General features: G+C 67.8%; 15 protein-coding genes. 1 reads left to right on the top strand and 14 read right to left on the bottom strand.

Features of this window, described 5'->3' with window-relative positions; genetic code table 11:
- Positions 1 to 5 precede the first annotated feature (5 nt).
- The 5 genes from E6C72_RS16055 to E6C72_RS16075 form a co-directional block, all read right to left on the bottom strand.
- Positions 6 to 1184, bottom strand: a complete 1179-nt coding sequence (locus tag E6C72_RS16055; protein WP_109443320.1) for an ABC transporter substrate binding protein — start codon at positions 1182 to 1184, stop codon at positions 6 to 8.
- Positions 1181 to 2356 carry an alanine racemase gene (alr, locus tag E6C72_RS16060; protein ID WP_109443321.1) on the bottom strand — a complete coding sequence of 392 codons (1176 nt, stop codon included), beginning with the start codon at positions 2354 to 2356 and terminating at the stop codon, positions 1181 to 1183. Before alr ends, E6C72_RS16055 begins: the two co-directional genes overlap by 4 nt.
- 100 nt (positions 2357 to 2456) lie before the next feature.
- Entirely contained in the window at positions 2457 to 2894 is a 438-nt protein-coding gene (locus E6C72_RS16065; RefSeq protein ID WP_109443322.1) for a hypothetical protein, read from the bottom strand.
- A 25-nt stretch (positions 2895 to 2919) separates the two neighbouring features.
- On the bottom strand, positions 2920 to 4008 hold the full coding sequence (locus tag E6C72_RS16070) for a tetratricopeptide repeat protein (RefSeq protein ID WP_109443323.1): 1089 nt from the start codon (positions 4006 to 4008) through the stop codon (positions 2920 to 2922).
- Positions 4009 to 4100: 92 nt separating this feature from the next.
- A complete protein-coding gene (locus E6C72_RS16075) occupies positions 4101 to 5687 on the bottom strand; it encodes a peptide ABC transporter substrate-binding protein (RefSeq protein ID WP_247875980.1) in 1587 nt (528 codons plus the stop codon).
- Between the two features lie 1086 nt (positions 5688 to 6773).
- Between E6C72_RS16075 and E6C72_RS16080 the strand changes: the two genes are divergently transcribed.
- Positions 6774 to 7736, top strand: coding sequence for a C-terminal binding protein (locus E6C72_RS16080; protein ID WP_247882120.1), 963 nt, complete (start codon positions 6774 to 6776; stop codon positions 7734 to 7736).
- A gap of 42 nt (positions 7737 to 7778) precedes the next feature.
- Here the strand turns inward: E6C72_RS16080 and E6C72_RS16085 are convergent, their stop codons facing one another.
- The 9 genes from E6C72_RS16085 to E6C72_RS16125 all read right to left on the bottom strand — a co-directional run bounded on the left by E6C72_RS16085 (position 7779) and on the right by E6C72_RS16125 (position 17089).
- The gene (locus E6C72_RS16085; RefSeq protein WP_109443327.1) at positions 7779 to 8843 is read right to left on the bottom strand and encodes a malate/lactate/ureidoglycolate dehydrogenase; all 1065 of its coding nucleotides are present in this window, start codon (positions 8841 to 8843) and stop codon (positions 7779 to 7781) included.
- Entirely contained in the window at positions 8840 to 10120 is a 1281-nt protein-coding gene (locus tag E6C72_RS16090; protein ID WP_109443328.1) for a threonine synthase, read from the bottom strand. The genes E6C72_RS16085 and E6C72_RS16090 overlap by 4 nt, the downstream gene beginning before the upstream one ends.
- A 1-nt stretch (position 10121) precedes the next feature.
- Positions 10122 to 11033, bottom strand: coding sequence for an ABC transporter permease (locus tag E6C72_RS16095; RefSeq protein ID WP_109443329.1), 912 nt, complete (start codon positions 11031 to 11033; stop codon positions 10122 to 10124).
- The gene (locus tag E6C72_RS16100) at positions 11030 to 11866 is read right to left on the bottom strand and encodes an ABC transporter ATP-binding protein (protein ID WP_109443349.1); all 837 of its coding nucleotides are present in this window, start codon (positions 11864 to 11866) and stop codon (positions 11030 to 11032) included. Before E6C72_RS16100 ends, E6C72_RS16095 begins: the two co-directional genes overlap by 4 nt.
- Before the next feature lie 4 nt (positions 11867 to 11870).
- Positions 11871 to 12902, bottom strand: a complete 1032-nt coding sequence (locus tag E6C72_RS16105) for an ABC transporter substrate-binding protein (protein WP_109443330.1) — start codon at positions 12900 to 12902, stop codon at positions 11871 to 11873.
- A 132-nt stretch (positions 12903 to 13034) separates the two neighbouring features.
- Complete coding sequence (locus tag E6C72_RS16110) at positions 13035 to 14237, bottom strand: acyl-CoA dehydrogenase family protein (protein WP_109443331.1); 1203 nt, start codon at positions 14235 to 14237, stop codon at positions 13035 to 13037.
- Between the two features lie 30 nt (positions 14238 to 14267).
- Positions 14268 to 15278, bottom strand: a complete 1011-nt coding sequence (locus E6C72_RS16115; RefSeq protein WP_109443332.1) for an ABC transporter substrate-binding protein — start codon at positions 15276 to 15278, stop codon at positions 14268 to 14270.
- Positions 15279 to 15315: 37 nt separating this feature from the next.
- Positions 15316 to 16101, bottom strand: a complete 786-nt coding sequence (locus tag E6C72_RS16120) for a class II aldolase/adducin family protein (RefSeq protein WP_109443333.1) — start codon at positions 16099 to 16101, stop codon at positions 15316 to 15318.
- A 28-nt stretch (positions 16102 to 16129) separates the two neighbouring features.
- Entirely contained in the window at positions 16130 to 17089 is a 960-nt protein-coding gene (locus E6C72_RS16125; protein WP_109443334.1) for a D-isomer specific 2-hydroxyacid dehydrogenase family protein, read from the bottom strand.
- Positions 17090 to 17095 lie beyond the last annotated feature (6 nt).

Genomic DNA, 17095 nt, shown 5'->3' on the forward strand with positions numbered 1-17095 from the left:
GCCGCTCAAGGCATTGCGCGGAGGCTGGTGTAGATGTTGTCGGCGGCCAGCAGCGCCGACATCGCCGGGCGGTAGCCCATCCGGCTCGCGACCGCGAGGTTCCACGCGATGGTGGGCGTGTCGAAATAGATCTGACGCATGTCAGCCAGCTTCTCGCCGTTGGCCAGCCGGGCGATCACCGACGCGCCGAACTGGCCGATCCCGTCGAAGTCGCCGCGGGCGACGCTCATCAGGGCGCCCTGCGCCACCTCCTCCGGTCCCAGCTGCGAGAAGGTGGGGATGCCGCGTTCCTGGAAGACGCGGACCAGGGCCGGAAAGCGGTCCAGGCTCCAGCGGCCGAAGGTGATGTACATGGCGTCCACCCGCTGGGCGAGGTCGCTCCAGGCGGCGGCGAGATCGGCGTAATAGCGCTCCTGATCGTCGGGGCCGGCGGGTGCCTGGACATGGCGCGCCACCAGTTCGTAGCCCAGTTGTCCCGCCACGGCTTCGATGTCGGCGATGGAGGCGATGGCCCGGCCGGCCGGGCTGTTCTCGTAGGCGATCCCCAGCCGGCGGAAGCCGAAGGTCTCATGGAAGATACGGAGCTGGCGGTGGTAGCGCTGGGGATCGACATGGGCCCAGACGTGATCGCGGCCGGATTGTTCGGCGGCGGTGACGATGCCGGCGGCGACGGCATTGGTCGTGGAGAACACCAGCGTCGGGACGCTGTGACGGTCCACCGCCAGCTTGCGCCCGGCGATGGTGCCCATCACGATCATCAGATCGATGTCGCCACCGCTCTCCAGCCGTTGCAGGATCGGTTCCGCCGGCGCCTGATCCAGCCCGCCGTACCAGCCGTCGGCGACGAAGCGGATCCGCGGCCCCAGATCGTGCGCCGACAGCCAGCGCCACAGCGCCTGGCTGTCGGTCTGGCCGGCATCATAGGGCATCCGTGCCGCCCCATTCAGCCAGGACAGGGCGTCCAACCCTTTCACGATGCTGGCCAGGGTGCCCGCATAGTTGCCGTAGGGCATCGTCTCGGCATAGCCGATCCGCCAATGGCGCCCGTCGGTCAGCCTGGGCAGCAAGGCGTTGTCGGTCGCGCGGCCGGCCCCGGCAGCGCCCGGAAGGAGCGTGCCCAGGACCGCCGCGCCGGCACCGGCGATCATCCGGCGCCGGTTCACGATCTGACCGGATCCCGTCATTCCTCACCCCCCACCTGTCCGACGGACCGGCGCGCCACGCGCGGCCCCAGCATCAGAATGGCCGACGGGCGGATGCCGTTGGCCTTGCCGATGTCCTCCACCGTGATCGTCTCGATGCCCTGGGTGCCGACGAACACCGCCTCGTCGCCCAGAGCGGCTTCGGGTATGTCGGTGACGTCGGCCAGAACCTTTCCCATGAAGGCTTCGCCGATCAGCGGCGCCCGCCGCCCGCGGATCAGCACGGCGCTGTCCCGGAAGCGCAGCAGGAAGGGAAGGTCGGCATAGCCCACCGGAATCATCGCCGCCCGTCCTGCGCTCCGCCCCCCGTTCGAGCCCTCGCTCCGCCCCTCGTTCCGCTGCCGGGCGCCCGGGCTGTATCCGATGTCGTCCCCCGGGTCCAGTCTGCAGAGATGCGCGACGCGCGAGACCAGGTCCATCACCGGGCGGAAGGGGAACGGCGCGCCGCCGGCCTCGACCATGCGGATGCCGTAGAGCACGGCACCCAGCCGCACCATGTCGAACCGGGCGTCGGGGGCATTGAACAGGCCGGGGCTGGTGACGGCATGGACGAGCGGCGGTTTCGGCACATCCGCCGGCAGCCGGTCGATCAGGGTGCGGAAGCCGGCGACCTCCCGCCCGATCTGGACGGGATCGTCACGATAGGGGCCGATCATGTGGGTGAACAACCCGTCCAGCCGCAGATTGGCGAAGCCGCGCACCCTGCGCAGGAGGACCGCCACGTCACCCCGGTCCACGCCCAGCCCGGCGCCGTCCGACCTGACCCTGACATGGACGCCGGCCGGACGCCCGGCCCGGCGGGCGGCGGATTGCAGCGCCTCGGCCGCCTCGACGTCGCTGACGGTGGCGGTCAGGCCGGCGGCGATCATCGGGGAGGCGTCGCCGGGGCAAAGCGGGTTCATCACCAGGATCGGCGACGCGATCCCCTCCCGCCGCAGGTCCAGCCCTTCGTCCGGGCTGTCGACGGCCAGCCCGTCGATGCCTGCGCGTTCCAGCGTCCGCGACACCGCCAGGGCGCCGTGGCCATAGGCATTGGCCTTGACCACGCCAAGGATCCGGACGCCGGCCCCCAGGATCGATCTGGCCATCGCGAGGTTCGCCGCCAGCCGGTCGAGATGAAGGACGGCATGGCAGCCTGCGACATCATCGGTCATAACGACCGGCCCAGCCCGCTGTTCTCGGGTGCTTGCATCGTCTCCGCTCCGGCCATGAAACCCGCAAGCTCCGGACCTTTCCACCCTCAATCCGCCGCCCTCAATGGACCGCCGCAGGAACGGCGCCGGCGGGAGCATAGGCTCCGGCCGGGTCTGGTTCCTGCGCCGTCCCGTGTTCGGCGCCCGGTGCGGTGGCATGTCCGGCGGCCGGTCCGGTGCCGTGCCCCCCACCATGCCCTCCGCCATGGCTGTTGTTGATGCCGAGCAGTCCGTAGATCACCAGGAGCAGGACGTTGGTGCTGTGGCCGCCGTCATGGCTGCCATCATGACTTTCGCCATGGGCCTTGCCCTTGTCGCGGTGAGGCGATGCATGCTTGGCATCGGCGTGGGCCGGCACCGCATGGCGGGCGTAGCGACCGCCATGCCCGCTGCTGCTGCCATGCCCACCCGACGCAACGGCCGGCGCCGCTGCGATCAGGATCGCCATCGCCGCTGCGGTCGCCGTGGCGACGGTCGTGTGGTGCGCGCTCCGCCTCATGCTTCGGCCCTCCTCTGCCACGCCGTCAGTTCATGTTGGCGGTGGCCGGTACGTTCTGGACGGTGCCGATCAGGTTTTCGGTATAGACGACCTCCTTCGGCGCAAGCTTCAGCGCCTTGGCGGTCATCCGCTCCGCCTCCTCGCGGCGTCCATGGGCACTCAGCACCTCGGCCCAGCTCGAATAGACGTCGGAGAAGTTGGGATCGGTACGGCTGGACTCGTCGAACTTGGCGTAGGCCTCTTCGATCCGGCCGGTCAGGGCCAGGGTGAAGCCCCATTCGCTCAGTGCCGCCGCCTTCACCGCCGGGCTCTGGGCCACGTTGGGGTGCTCCACCACCGCCGCGAAGTTCTTCACCGCCGCGTCATACTCGCCGAGCCTGGCATTGACGACACCCAGGTTCAGGACCGGCGACAGGAAATTGGGGTCGAGATGCACCGCCTCCTCGAACTGGTGGATGGCGCCGTGGCGGTCGTTCTGCTGGTACAGGACCATGCCCCACAGATTGTGCAGCCACGGGGCATAGCGCGAGTCGTGCCCTTCCAGTTCGAGGCGCAGGATCTCCAGCGTCGGGGTGAAGTCGCGCGACAGCCGGTCGCGCTTGAACTGGTAGGCGGCCAGGATATAGGGGTTCACCACCCGCATCGCCTCATAGGCGACGCCATGGATCAGCCCCTTCATGTTGTCGACCGAGCCGTTGCGCTGGATGCGCGTCTTGTTGTGGTGGCTGTCGTAGCTGCGCAGGATGAATTCGACCTGCTGGTCGTGGCGCACGATCTCCCCGGAGAAGGTGAAGGGAATCATGTGGGCCGATTCCTGCACCACGCGGATCAGCGGGGTGACGCCGAGATATTCGCCCAGCACCGAGGTGGCGCTCTGGTCGGCGTGAAGCTCGACCTGGCGGGCTTCGGCCTTGGTGAAGGCCTGCCGCTCGATCTCCTGCATCTCGTCGGCCAGCTTGGTGATGACCACCGCCGGTGTCAGGCCGGTCTCCTGGGAGATCGAATCGGGCACGTCGACATAGTCGAAATGGATGGTCTGGGTGTCGGTGAAGACGGCGAAGCCGAAGGCCATCGCCAGCGTCACCAAAGGAATTGTGAGAATGCCGAAATCCATCTTGTCCCCCCTGTCGCTCTGCTTTCGCTGTGCTGTCTGTCCGCCGTCAGCCCGCTGCGGACGCCGCCCTTGCGGCAGTCATAAGGCAGCGGTCATGAGGCGGCCTTGCCGGCGAAGGACAGGAAGCGGCTGGGATGGACATCGCGCACGTTGTAGACCCAGCCCTTGATCTTCTGGCTGACCAGCGACTTGGTGGAGAAGTGGTAGATCGGGATGACCGGGTTGTCGTCGATCATCGTCTTCTCGGCCTGGGCGAGCAGGCTGGAGCGCTGGGCCGCATCCTCGCTGGCCGCCGCCTTGGCAAGCAGCTCATCATACTTGCGGCTGCGGTAGCCGGGATCGTTGCGCGGCGGCAGGGCGGTGGACAGCATCAGATTGAGGAAGACGGTGGGGTCGGCGTAATCGCCGATCCAGGCCGCGCGCACGATCTGGAAATCGCGCCGGGCGCGGCGCTTGAGATAGTCGGTGCGCTCGACGCCGACCGGCTTGACCTGGATGCCCTTGCCGAAGGCGTCCTGCCACATGGAGACGACGGCGTCGGCGATGACGCGGTTGTTTTCCGACTGGTTGTAGAGGATTTCGACCGTCAGCGGCTGCATCGGGCTGAAGCCCGCGGTGGAGAACAGGCGGCGCGCCTCGCGCAGGCGGTTCTCCATCGGTTCGGAGATGAAGTCTGCGGTCTGGCGGCGGTAGTTGGGGACGATGGGCGGCACCAGCCCATAGGCCGGGGTCTCGCCGGCGCGGGTGACCTTGTCGACGATGTTCTCGCGGTTGACCGCCAGCGACAACGCGCGGCGCAGGTCGCGGTTGCTCTTGAAGGGTTCGACCGTGAGGTTGAAGGCGTAATAGTAGGTGGCGAGGAAGGGCCTGTTCCAGAACACCTTCGGTTCGGTCAGCGAGATCCACTTCACGCGGTCCTGCGGAACCTCGTAGGTGAGGTGGAGGGCTCCGGCCTTGAAGCGGTCGACCTCCTCGGCGGAATCGTCGATGGGGAAGAAGTTGACGCGATCGATGGCGACGCTGCCGTTGTCATGGAAGTTGGCGTTCTTGGCGAGGCCGATCTGTTGATGGGCGCGCCATTCCTCCAGCACATAGGCACCGTTGCTGACCATCTTGCCGGGGTCGGTCCAGCGTTCGCGCTGGGATTCGACGGTGGCGCGGTGCACGGGCAGCGCGCTGTTGTCGGCGGCGATCAGATCGAGGAAATAGGGGGTGGCCGCCTCGAGCGCGATGGTCACGGTGCGCGGGTCCGGCGCCGCCACGCCCAGCGTGTCGGCCGGCTTGGCACCGTCGATGACGGCCGCGGCGCCCTTGATCACGCGCATGTTGGAGGAAGGCTGGATGCCGTCCTTGGGCGTCAGGGCGCGGCGCAGGCTGTAGACGAAATCCTCCGCCGTGATCGGATCGCCATTGGACCAGCGGGCGTCGGCGCGGAGCTGGAAGCTGTAGAGCTTGCCGTCATCCGACACCTGCCAGCTTTCGGCGACGCCCGGCAGGATGCGGCCGTCGGGGCCGTACACCACCAGCCCCTCGAACAGGTCGCGCAGAATGTTCGATTCGATGCGCCCGTCCGTGCGGTGCGGGTCCAGCGTCGACGGTTCGCCGCCATTGCCGCGATTCAGCACCGTCGCAGCCTGCGCCGCCGTCCCGGCGAAAAGCGCAAGCCCGGCGGCAAGCATCACCGCCGATACCCTCTTCGTTAGCTCTGTCACCGGAGGCCCTCACAATCTTGGCGGTGGAATTCTTGGACGTGGACAATCACCGAATCCGCAAGGCCGGAAACGACCTGGCGGTTCGAGCCGGATCGGCTGCCGATTCCATCGGTCGATTGGACGTCCTGCATACGGTCAGGCCCCGCTCGGTTCGGCGCGGCTGCCACGAACCGCAAGTCACTGAAGACGGACGATTCCCCCGCCCAGCGGCACGGAGACGGCCCGGTCGGCGCGCCGGTCCTTTCCGCGATCGGCCGGTGTGGGGTTGCCTCCCCTGCTTGCGACATCGACATGTGAAAAAGGGGTCCCTGGTTAGGGGGGCGAGTAGTCCGCATATCTCATTTGGGTAGGCTACCTCAATCGGGGTAACGGGAAAAGCGTGCAGGAAAATTTTGCATAAATCAGAGCTGAGGAAGTTTCCCGTTATGAATCAATGATTTGTGATTGCTTGCTTGAGAACGCTTGAGCAAAAGGCGGTGCCGGCCAAGCTCCGGGAAAATTTCTGGTTGAGAATGTAGTCCATAGTGATAACCGAGATTCCGGCCCTCCTCCCTTTGAGAAGGGTCGGTTCTGCATAGTGTTGGGGAGACAAGGCCTGCAAAAATATTTCCATTGCGGATTTTTTAATATTTCAGGCAGCCGCATCCCGGCGCCGCTATTCGTGATTCGTCAGGCGGCTCTGTTGCAAAGTATGCCGGCAGACCGGACCATCGCACCGATGTTCGCAGCAGCCTTGAAGACGTGCCTGCTTGGCTCCGCAGCCCTGTCCGGATTGGCCGAGATCCCCCGCACGACGGCCGATTGTTCCTTAGCAGCCGTGGCGATCGGGGCTGCCGCCAGTCGAGCGCAGTCGACCATGTCAACGACGGGCCGGACGGTCGGGAACAGCGGGCCGTCCGCGTACATGGGAATTTCCCTATAGAAACGATCGACATTTGATTGAAAACTCTATGGCTCTTTGTGCAAATGGTGTTCTCATCGACTGAAGCAGTGCGAGGAGCGCCAGGAATGACGTCGAAAGCAGAACGGTTCATTGTTGGAATCACCGATCACATGATTCCGCCCCCCGACCTGGAGGCCGCCGTGCTGGATGGGCTGGCGGAGGTCGATTTTCTCGACTGCCGCCGGGAGGAGGATCTCGATCCGGAACGCCTCGCCCGTCTGGACGCCCTGCTGGTCTGGAGCACGCGTATCGGTCCGGCGACGGTCGAGCGGCTGAAGCGCTGCCGGATCGTCGTGCGCTTCGGCGTCGGCTATGACCGCGTCGACGTCGCGGCGTTGGCGGCTGCCGGGATCCCGTTCTGCAACAATCCCGATTACGGGACGGAGGAGGTCGCCGACCACGCCGTCGCCATGATCCTGTCGCTGCAACGCCGGCTGTGGGAGCATGATGCCCGCGCCCGCGGTTACACGGCGACATGGCAGGCCAACACGTTGACACCGCTGCACCGCTCCAGCGCCGCGACGGTCGGCGTGGTCGGGGTCGGGCGGATCGGAACCGCCGTGGTCAACCGGCTGAAGGGATTCGGCCATCGCATCCTGGGCTACGATCCGTTTCAGCCGGCCGGGCACGAGAAGGCTGTCGGCTATCGCCGCGTCCGCAAGCTGGAGGAGTTGCTGGCGGAATCCGACGTCGTCACCTTCCACTGTCCGCTGAACGGAGAGACGCGCGGCCTGCTGAACGAGGCCACCCTGGCGGCGATGAAGCCGGGCGCCATTCTGGTCAACACCGCGCGCGGCGAACTGTTCGCCGGGCTGGACCCGCTGGCGGCGGCCCTGCGCAGCGGCCGGCTGGCCGCCGTCGGGACCGACGTGCTGCCGGTCGAGCCGCCCACAGCCCACCCGCTGCTGGATGCGTGGCGGGCGCGCGAGGAGTGGCTGGCCGGTCGGCTGGTGGTGACGCCGCACAACGCCTTCCACTCCGATCAGGCGGCGGTGGAGATGCGGCGCAACGCGGCCGAGACGGTGCGGCTGTTCCTGGAGGACGGGGAGTTGCGGAACAGGATCACCGCCTGACCGGGGGCAGAGGGGAGAGCTGGGAAGGCCGCCCGCTCCCCGTTAACCTCCCAGCAACTCCTTCACCTCCAGCCCCAGCCCGCCGCCGATGCGGTGCAGAGCCGCCACCGTGTCGGGATCGAGCGCGATGCCGTGGTCCATCGCGGCCATCCGGTGCAGCGCCTCCGGCTCGCCGGGAATGGTGACGCCGTTGCTTCCGGGGGCTGCGGGCGTGTCGGCGACATGGTCGAGGACGGCGTCGGTCAGGGTCTGCCATTCCGGGCCGGCCACCCGGTTGGGGTCGATGACGAAGGCGAGCGCGTTGTTGACCACCCGCCCCGGCCGCAGATTTTCCGGTAGCGCGGGCAGGCCGCCGGCCAGCGCCCCCGCCAGGATTTCGCAGGCCAGCGCCAGCCCATAGCCCTTATGGCCGCCGAAGGGCAGGATGGCCCCGGTGGGGTCGGTGAACATCACGCCGGGATCCCGCGTCGGCCTGCCCTCCGGGTCCAGCAGCAGACCGTCCTCCACCTCCTTGCCCAGCGAGGCGGCGATCCGGCATTTGTTGGCGGCGATGGCGCTGGTGGCGAAATCGAGCAGGAAGGGCGCATAGCCCGGCGTGCCGGGAACGGCGATGCAGACGGGGTTTGTCCCCAGCCGGGGTCGCCCGCCGCCATGGGGCGCCGCCAGCGGCCGGCTGACCACATTGACGAAGAACAGCCCGATCAGCCCGGCGGCGATGCATTGCTCGCCATAGGAACCGACCCGGCCGATGTGGTGGGCGTTGCGCAGGGCAAGGATGCAGGCGCCGCCCGCCTTGGCACGTGCGATGGCCAGGTCGGTCGCCTCCTTCGCGATCACCTGCCCATAGCCGACATCGCCGTCCACCACCAGGAAGGGCGCCTCGTCGCGGACGATGCGGGCATGGCGGTTGGGCTGGAGATGGCCCAGTTCCAGGCTGCGGGCATAGACGGCGATCTGGCAGACGCCGTGGCTGGCATGGCCGTGGGCGTCGGCCTCCACCAGATTGGCGGCGACGATGGCCGCCTCCTCCGCCGAGCTGCCGCTGCGGCGGAGGATGGCTTCGAGCGTCGCGACCAGCCGGTCGGGGCGGTAGCGGACCTCGCTCATCGGCCGCTGTCCTGAAAGAGCGAGTAGTCGATGGCCCGGGTGCGGTCGAGCGTGCGGTGTACCGGTGGCAGCGGGTATTTCAGGCCGGTGGCGCAGTTGAACAGGACGGCGCGTTCCTCCGTGCCGACCCGGCCGTCGGCCAGCGCCTGCCGGTAGGCGGCGTAGGTCGCGGCCCCTTCGGGGCAGAGCAGGAAGCCTTCCTCGCGCGCCACCTCGTCGAGCGCCGCCCGGATGGCATCGTCGGGCACGGCGATGGCGAAGCCGCCGCTTTCGCGCACGGCGCGCAGGATCAGGAAATCGCCCACCGCCTGCGGCACGCGGATGCCGGACGCGATGGTGTGGGCGTCCTCCCAGCGCGGGGCATGCTCCTCCCCCTGTTCCCAGGCGCGCACCATCGGGGCGCAGCCGGCGGCCTGGACCGCCACCATGCGCGGGCGCCGGGAGCCGATGAAACCGATGGCCTCCAACTCGTCGAAGGCCTTCCACATGCCGATCAGGCCGGTTCCGCCGCCGGTCGGATAGAAGATGACGTCCGGCACCTCCCAGCCCAGCTGTTCGGCAAGCTCCAGACCCATCGTCTTCTTGCCCTCGATCCGGTAAGGCTCCTTCAGGGTGGAGACGTCGAACCAGCCGACCTTGGCCTTGCCCTCGCCGACGATCCTGCCGCAATCGTCGATCAGGCCGTTGACGCGGTAGACGGTGGCGCCCTGCAGCTCGATCTCCGACACGTTCACCTCCGGCGTGTCGGCCGGACAGAAGATGGTGGTTCGGATGCCGGCGCGGGTGGCGTAGGCGGCCAGCGCCGCCCCGGCATTGCCGTTGGTCGGCATCGCCATGTGCCGGATGCCGAAGGACTTCGCCATCGACACCGCCATCACCAGCCCGCGCGCCTTGAAGGAACCGGTGGGCAGCCGCCCCTCGTCCTTCACCAGCAGCTCGGCCGCACCCAGGCGCTTCGCCAGCTTGGGCAGCGGCACCAGCGGGGTCACCGCCTCGCCCAGGCTGACGATGTCCTCGACTTTGCGGACCGGCAGAAGCTCGCGGTAGCGCCACAAATCCTGCGGACGCTCGGACAGCGAGCTTTTGGTCAGCGCCTGTTTCACGCCGTTCAGGTCGTAACGGACCAGCAGCGGCTTGCCGGCGCGCGACAGGTTGTGGATCGTGTCGGCCTCGTACCGCTCGCCGGTGTAGGCGCATTCCAGATGGGTGACGAAGGTCGGGCGCTCGACCGTCAGGTTGGAATCGAAGCGAACGGGATTGATGTCTTGGAAAGCCATTTTAGCGGACCATGCCCCATTTGCGGACCGTGTGGACCTCGATCCAGCGGAAGACGACGTTTTCGACCAGCAGGCCGATCAGGATGACGGTGACGAGGCCGGCGAAGACCTTGTCGATGTAAAGCTCGTTGCGGTTCTGGAAGATGAACCAGCCGAGCCCGCCCTTGCCGGACGAGACGCCGAACACCAGCTCCGCCGCGATCAGTGTGCGCCAGGCGAAGGCCCAGCCGACCTTCAGCCCGGTCAGGATCGCCGGGAAGGCGGCGGGGATCAGCAGCGTGACGACATAACGCAGGTTGCCCAGCCCGTAGTTCCTCCCGGCCATGCGCAGCGTTTCCGAGACCGAGGTGAAGCCGGCATGGGTGTTCAGCGCCAGGGGCCACAGCACGGCATGGACCAGCACGAAGATCAGGCTGACCTCGCCCAGCCCGAACCACAGCATGGCGATCGGCAGCAGGGCGATGGCCGGCAGCGGGTTGAACATGGAGGTCAGCGTCGACAGCAGGTCGTTGCCGATGCGGGTGGAGACGGCGACCGTGGTCAGCAGCACGGCCAGCACCACGGCCACCGCATAGCCCTTCAGCAGCACCGCCAGCGAGGTCCAGGCCATCGACAGCAGGCCGTCGCGCCGGATGCCGTCCCACAGCGCCGCAATGGTGTCGGTGAAGGTCGGGAACATCAGCGGGTTGTTCTGCCAGACCGCCGCCGCCTGCCACAGCACCGCGACCGCCGCCAGGACCAGCAGCCGGCGCAGCGCCGTGACGTTGGCAAGCCGCTCCCACAACGACAGCGGGCGGGCGATGTCGCCGATCGGGCCGGTGGCGGTGACGGTGCGCTCATATTCCGGACGCCGCGGCGGTTCGCGTCGCCTGCCGGGCGGAAGGGGGCGCGGGGGGAAGGACAGGTCGGTCATGCGCTTGGTCCTTTTCCGCTGCCTTCGATGTCCTCGGCGAACAGCATGGTATGGATACGATGGGCCAGCGCCTGAAACTCCGCCCCACCGACGGCACCATGATCGTAGCCGTCGCAGTTGACCTCCGCCTTAACCTGCCCCGGATGGGGCGACAGCACCAGGATGCGCGAGCCGACGACCAAAGCCTCCTCGATGGAGTGGGTGACGAACAGCACGGTGAAGCGCACGTCGTCCCACAGTTGCAGCAGCTCCTCCTGCATCTTGCGGCGGGTCAGCGCGTCGAGTGCGGCGAAGGGCTCGTCCATCAGCAGGATGTCCGGCTCCATCGCCATGGCGCGGGCGATGGCGACGCGCTGCTTCATGCCGCCCGACAGCATGTGCGGGTGGACGTCGGCGAACTTGGTCAGGTTCACCCGCGCGATGCAGTCGAGCGCCTTTTCCTCAGCCTCGCGTCGCCTGGCCTTGCCGCTGGCGAGCAGGGGGAACATGACGTTCTCCTTGACCGTCTTCCAGGGCGGAAGCTGGTCGAACTCCTGGAACACCATCATGCGGTCTGGGCCGGGCTTGGTCACCGCGCGGCCATTCAGGCGGATCGTTCCCTCGACCGGCTGGAGGAAGCCGCCGACCGCTTTCAGCAGGGAGGATTTGCCGCAGCCCGACGGACCCAGCAGGACATAGCGCTCGGCCTGGAAGACCTGGAAATCGACGCGGTAGGTCGCAGTGACGAGGTGCCGGCGCGTCTTGTATTGCAGGGTGACGCCGGAGACGTCGAGCAGCGGGCGCTCGGACAGGCCGTCGCTGTCGATGCTGTGCGGGTAGGTCAGCGCGTTCATCGCCTCAGCTCCCGGCGCCGTCATGCAGGTCGTCGAAGAAATAATCCTTCCAAGAGGCCGGCTTGTTCCTGATGGCGCCGACCTTGTGCATGAAGTCGGCGAAGGCCTCCGTCCGGTTGGGCGTGACGGTGAAGCGGATGTCGGGGTCGTTCAGCAGGCGCAGGATATAGGCCTTGTCGAGGCTGCCCTTGTTCTGGGCCAGATAGGCGTCCGCCGCCGCCTCATGGTTGGCGTTGATGAGGTCCATCGCCTCCTTCAACGCATCGAGGAAGGCCCGGTAGGTCTTTGGATTTTCGTCGCGGAAGGACTGCTTGCTCCAGATCAGGTTGAAGCTGTGCGGGCCGCCCAGCACGTCGTAGGAGCTGACGACCTTGTGGATCTTCGGGTCATCCAGCTGCTGGTACTGGAAGGGCGGGCTGGAGATGTGGGCGGTGATGCCGCCGCTGCCCGACAGCAGGGCCGCAGTGGCGTCGGGATGCGGCATCGACACCGTCAGCTTGTCGAGCGCGTCGTAGTTGCCGGCGCCAAGCTCTTTCTCCGCCGCCATTTGCAGGATACGGGCCTGCACCCCGACCTTCACCGCCGGCAGCGCGATCTTGTCGGCGTCGGTGAAGTCCTTCAGCGACTTGACCTTCGGGTTGCTGGTGGTGAGGAACAGCGGCATGTCGTTCAGCGACGCGATCGCCCTGACGTTGGCGTTGCCCTTGGTGCGGTCCCAGATGGTCAGCAGCGGCCCGACCCCGGCGGATCCCAGATCGATGCTGCCGGACAGCAGCGCATCGTTCATCGCAGCACCGCCGGACAACTGGACCCAGTCCACCGCGATGTCGAGGCCCAGAGCCTTGCCGTGCTTCTCGATCAGCTGGTTGTGGCGCAGCACATGCAGCGGCAGATAACCGAGGCCATACTGCTCGGCGATGCGGATCCGCCCCTCGGCAGCCGCGGGCGCCGCGATGGCCGACGTCATCAGCAGCCCCATCACCGACGCGGCGATGGCCGCGAGGGCGCGGCGGCTGGGGCGTCCTGGCTGGCGCATGGTGGTGCTCCCCTTTATCTCGATAAATATACTAGATTTAAGGGGAACATGATTCTGATTTACCGTCAATAGTGTAAAATATGTGTTGCGATCGAGTATATTTCACATTATTTTTTGCTTTTTGTAGGGCGGTCACCGTTCGAGAGCGGCGCGTCCGGCGCCGCTCAGGATCATGTCGTTCTGCGGGGCGTGGACGCGGGCGCACAGCACGTCGCGGTGATGGCGTTCCAAAGGGTTGTCGCGTGACAGGCCGGGGTTGCCGGTGACCTCCAGCGCCCGCGCCACCGCATCGATGGCGTTGTTGGTCACCGTATATTTCACCAGCAGGCTGTCGCTCTGCGAGGGTGGCGTCCCGCCGTCCACCGCCACCGACAGGGAACGCAGAAGGATGCGGTTTGTCAGCAGAAGCGCCTCGATCCCGCCCAAGGCCTCCTGAAGGCGTGGGACGGTGGCGAGCGATGCCCCATTCAGTGCTGTGGGCTTTCGCGCGTGCAGGAAGCCGACCAGCCAGTCGCGAGCCGAGCGGGCGATGCCGTCGTAGACACCGCTGAACAGTGTGGACATCCAGGCGGTGGCGGCCGCGTCGGGAGCCGACCAGCCGGTGGGCGGGCGCAGCTCGCCGGCATGATCGGCGGGGACGAAGACGTCGCGGAACACCACCTCGTGGCTGCCGCTGGCCCGCATGCCGATGTGGTTCCAGGTCTCCCGCACCTCTATTCCCTGTTCCGCCAGTCCGGCGCCACGCGGGACCACCCAGGTGCCGACCAGCGGTTCGTCGTCCTCGGTGCGTGCCCAGACGCCGAGCCAGGACAGCGCCGGAATGCCGGTGGAGTAGATCTTGGTGCCGGAGATCCGCCAGCCGCCCGGCACCTTGCGCGCCACCGTCGCCGGCAACCCGCCGCGGTGAGGCGTGCCCAGTTCCGGTTCCACCCGCAGGATGTTGATCAGCGCGCCATCGGTCGCGGCGGAGCGGGCGATGCGGTCGCGCAGGGCTTCCGGCCATGCCGGGCCGCGCCAGAGCTGGTTGTGGATGACATATTGCAGCACCAGGACCAGCGCGGTGGACGGCTCGCCACGCGCAATCCCATTCACCACCGCCAGCGCGTCGCCCAGCCCGCCGCCCTTGCCTCCGGCCAATTTCGGCGTGACCAGGGCCGGAAGCCCCTCTGCCGTCAACCGATCGAAATTCTCGAAGGGGAAGCTGGCGGCGGCGTCATGCTCGGCGGCCCGCAGCGCGAACTCCGCCGACAGGGCGGCGATCAGCGACGGATCGACCGCCGGGGCGATGCCGGCTTCACCGAAGGCGGCGGGAAAGGGCAGGTCGTCGAAGGGCATGGCAGGCGGGTCCGCTTCAGTGGAAATGGGTCAGGCGAGGTCGACCGTGATGCGCCCGGCGAAGCGCTGGCTGTCGGTGGAGCGTTTGATGACCGACACGCTCTTCAGCTCGTCGGTGTAGAGGGCAAGTTGCTGGCGCAGCTCGTCACCGATCGGGGTGACGTTGTGGGCGTGGCTGCGCAGCATCGCTTCCAGTTCCTCCACCGGGAATTTCGGGGCGAAGGGGGCATAGGCCGCGGCGGCGGCGCGCAGGTCGGCGTAGGCGGCGTGCTGCGCCTCGATCAGGGCGGTGGTCAGCGCCTTCGCCGCCGGTCGGTTGTCCCGCAGCAGGCTGCCGCGCACGCCGACGAGGCAGCAGGTGCGGGTGGCGAACTCGCCGCAGACATTGTTGGTGATCTCCACCATCTGCGGGTTCTTGGTCTGGCTCCACACCAGCGGGTCGCCGTCGGCGATGGCGTGGATTTCCCCCTTCTCCACCGCCAATCCCAGCAGGTCGGCGGGGAACTGGCGCCATTCCACGTCCTTGTTGGGGTCGAGGCCGAATTTGGTCAGCACGACCGAGAAGAAGTTCTTCGACGGGCTGGCCATGTCGCTGACGCCGATGACCTTGCCCGGCAGGTCCAGAACCGTCTTCACCCCAGCCGCCTTGGCCCCGAACAGCCGCATGCAGCCGCCATGCAGGCCGGCGGAGATCTTCACGTCGAATCCCTGCTCCAGCGGTTTCAGCCAGCGCAATGCCATGCCGACGCCGGCATCCGCCTTGCCGGTGGCGATGGCCTCCAGCAACTGGTCGGTGGAGCCGGTGAAATTGACCAGCTCCACCTCCAGCCCGTGCTTCTTGAACAGGTCGAGCCGGAAGGCCAGCGGCACGGCGGAGAAGCAGACGGCGCCGGCGTTCCAGGACAGGCGCAACGGTTCGGCTGCCACCGCCCGGCGGCGCAGGACGAAGGGGGCGGCGAGGGTGGCGGCGGCGCCTGCGATCAGGCCGCGTCGGGAAAGGGCGCGCGAGAGGGGGCGGGAATGGGCCGGATTCGCGGTCATCGTTCTTGTGCCTTCGCGAAGGTGGGACGGGACGGGATCAGTCGAGCAGGTCGGGTTCGGCCGCGACAATCCACTCCCACAGCGGGTGGAAGTTGTAGGCGCCGCCCTGGTGGGTGCCGACCTGGGACCGGGTCAGCAGCGCAGTCTCATGGTCGATCGGCTCGGGCCGGCCGGCCGCTTCGGCCAGCAGTTGGGTGTGGGCGGCGTTGTCGGCGCTGATGAACCACCAGGCTGCCGCCTCGACGCTCGGGCCGACGGTCAGCAGGCCGTGGTTCTTGAGGATCGCCAGCTTCCGGTCGCCCAGCGCCTCCACCAGCCGCTTGCCCTCTCCTTCGGTCAGGACGACGCCGGAATAGGGGTCGAAGATCACCTGATCCTCGTAGAAGGCCGCGGCATCCTGGCTGAGCGGGGCGAGCGGCAGGCCGAGCGCCGACCATGCCTTGCCGTAGGTGGAATGGGTGTGGGCGGCGGCCACCACCCCGGGCAGAGCCCGGTGGATGGCGGAATGGATGGTGAAGCCGGCCTGGTTGATGGCGCGGTCGCCTTGCAGGATGGTGCCGTCGCCGTCGACCAGATGCAGGTCCGACACCCGGATGGTGCGGAAATGCTGGCCCAGCGGGTTGATCCAGAAGCGGTCGGGATGTTCCGGGTCGCGGGCGGTTACGTGGCCGGCCAGACCCTGGTCGAAGCCGTAACGGCCGAACAGGCGGAAGGTGGCGGCGAGGCGCTGCTTGCGGTGCTGCCGCTCCTCCTCGACGCTGGTGTGGCTGACCAGATCGACCGGCGGCCAGAATTTGCGCGGCCGTGGCTGGATATGGGTCATCGGGCGGGGGCTCCGTCGGAAAAGGGGCTCAATAGCCGGTGCGGGCGTCCACCACATCGCGCAGCGGTTCGCCGCGCGCATAGGCGTCGAGGTTGGCGAGGATGCGGTCGGCCAGCCGCCGGTCGAAATCCGGGGCTGACCATGAGACGTGCGGCGTCAGCCGTATGGCGGGATGGCGGTAGAAGGGATGGCCGGCGGGCAGCGGTTCCGGGTCGGTCACGTCCAGCGTGGCGCCGGCGATCCGGCCGCTGTCGATGGCGTCGAGCAGGGCGGTCTGGTCGACCAGCGCGCCGCGGGCGACGTTGACCAGATGCAGCCCCGGCTTGGCCTGCGCCAGCAGCTCGGCCCCGATCAGCCCGCGCGTGGCGGCGGTCAGCGGCAGGGCCAGCACCAGATGGTCGCTGGCCGCCGCCAGATCCTCCAGCCGGCCGAACGGCTCGACGTCGGGTTCCGGTTCGGCCCAGCCGGAGCGGCGCACCGCCCCCACGGTCATCCCGAAAGCGAGTGCTCGCTCGGCCACCGCCTGGCCGATGGCGCCGAAGCCGGCCAGCCCCAGGCGCTTGCCGGACAGGCTGCCCAGCGTCTCGCGTCGCCAGTCCTCCGGTCCGGCGAGGCGGATGGTGTCCCACCGCTTCTCGACGGTCAGGATCGCCGTCATCACGTAGTCGGCGATGGCGACCGCCGATACGCCGCGGGCGCAGGTGACGACCGGGGCGCCGTCGAGCAGCCAGGGTGGGTAGAAATCCATGCCCGTGGAGGCCGACTGGATCCAGCACAGGCCGTTTCCCCAGCCGGGGGGAGGGGCGGCAGGGGCCTCCTCCCACCCGATCAGCGGTCGGGTCAGCAGGACCTCGACGCCGGCTGGGAGGTTCCAGGGCGGATGGCCGCCCCGATGCTCCAGCACCGTGGGGCGGGAGGGATGGGCGGCGATGCGCTCTCCCACAGCGGGGCCCAGCTGGTTGAGGATGATCGGGGAGCGGATCGCCACCTTGCG

The sequence above is a fragment of the Azospirillum sp. TSH100 genome (genome assembly GCF_004923295.1).
Classification (GTDB): domain Bacteria; phylum Pseudomonadota; class Alphaproteobacteria; order Azospirillales; family Azospirillaceae; genus Azospirillum.

Coding starts and splice junctions, on each gene's coding strand:
- E6C72_RS16055 (WP_109443320.1), bottom strand. CDS start 1,184: ATGACGGGATCCGGTCAGATCGTGAACCGGCGCCGGATGATCGCCGGT.
- alr (WP_109443321.1), bottom strand. CDS start 2,356: ATGACCGATGATGTCGCAGGCTGCCATGCCGTCCTTCATCTCGACCGG.
- E6C72_RS16065 (WP_109443322.1), bottom strand. CDS start 2,894: ATGAGGCGGAGCGCGCACCACACGACCGTCGCCACGGCGACCGCAGCG.
- E6C72_RS16070 (WP_109443323.1), bottom strand. CDS start 4,008: ATGGATTTCGGCATTCTCACAATTCCTTTGGTGACGCTGGCGATGGCC.
- E6C72_RS16075 (WP_247875980.1), bottom strand. CDS start 5,687: ATGCTTGCCGCCGGGCTTGCGCTTTTCGCCGGGACGGCGGCGCAGGCT.
- E6C72_RS16080 (WP_247882120.1), top strand. CDS start 6,774: ATGATTCCGCCCCCCGACCTGGAGGCCGCCGTGCTGGATGGGCTGGCG.
- E6C72_RS16085 (WP_109443327.1), bottom strand. CDS start 8,843: ATGAGCGAGGTCCGCTACCGCCCCGACCGGCTGGTCGCGACGCTCGAA.
- E6C72_RS16090 (WP_109443328.1), bottom strand. CDS start 10,120: ATGGCTTTCCAAGACATCAATCCCGTTCGCTTCGATTCCAACCTGACG.
- E6C72_RS16095 (WP_109443329.1), bottom strand. CDS start 11,033: ATGACCGACCTGTCCTTCCCCCCGCGCCCCCTTCCGCCCGGCAGGCGA.
- E6C72_RS16100 (WP_109443349.1), bottom strand. CDS start 11,866: ATGAACGCGCTGACCTACCCGCACAGCATCGACAGCGACGGCCTGTCC.
- E6C72_RS16105 (WP_109443330.1), bottom strand. CDS start 12,902: ATGCGCCAGCCAGGACGCCCCAGCCGCCGCGCCCTCGCGGCCATCGCC.
- E6C72_RS16110 (WP_109443331.1), bottom strand. CDS start 14,237: ATGCCCTTCGACGACCTGCCCTTTCCCGCCGCCTTCGGTGAAGCCGGC.
- E6C72_RS16115 (WP_109443332.1), bottom strand. CDS start 15,278: ATGACCGCGAATCCGGCCCATTCCCGCCCCCTCTCGCGCGCCCTTTCC.
- E6C72_RS16120 (WP_109443333.1), bottom strand. CDS start 16,101: ATGACCCATATCCAGCCACGGCCGCGCAAATTCTGGCCGCCGGTCGAT.